Source organism: Synechococcus sp. R6-5 (assembly GCF_047461775.1).
In the GTDB taxonomy this organism is placed as follows: Bacteria; Cyanobacteriota; Cyanobacteriia; order Thermostichales; family Thermostichaceae; genus Thermostichus.
This window is the reverse complement of record NZ_JANSHV010000411.1, coordinates 1-540: the sequence shown is the minus strand read 5'-3', so window position 1 is coordinate 540 and position 540 is coordinate 1. Positions and strand designations below refer to the sequence as shown.

Here is a 540-nt window from a genome sequence, read left to right as displayed (position 1 = left end):
CTGGCTGAAAAAATCAACGACGAAACGCACATCCGGTTCCGCAGCGTCACGCTCCGGGTCAGGGACATAACTCTTATCGAAACCGATCCCGCGATTGCCGCCCGCACGACAGATCTGGCGCAGAAAATCGCCCTTGCCGCATCCGATCTCAAGAATATCCTTTCCGCGCAGATCATAACGTTCGATCAAGCGCTCCGCCAGATCGGTTGCATATTGCTGAAAGCGCCCTGAAAAGTGGAGTGAATTTTCGTACTGCTGCGAATAGTCCATATTGGATGGATCGAACGCATAGTTGGAGATATGACTGCATTGCGGGCAGTACCCCAGCATCAGGTCGCCGCGCGGCGCCTGCAATGCTGCCTCGCGCGACTCCCACAGCACGTTGCAATAGATCGGCATCTGCGGCACGTCCATGAACATTGTGAGGCTGCGGGATCCACAGATTGGACACGACAGCGTCTTGTCCGCCGGTCGCTGCTGGAGGGAAGCAGGATCAGGATGCATCACTGTTGACCTCGTTCACATGGTATGGCGATGAAG

Annotated in this window: 1 protein-coding gene; it reads right to left on the bottom strand. The window is 55.7% G+C overall.

All coding sequences use genetic code 11. From position 1 onward, the window contains the following. The coding region (locus NW818_RS14045) for a hypothetical protein (RefSeq protein ID WP_414424916.1) at positions 1-420 on the bottom strand (420 nt) is incomplete at its 3' end. Between the last annotated feature and the right edge of the window lie 120 nt (positions 421-540).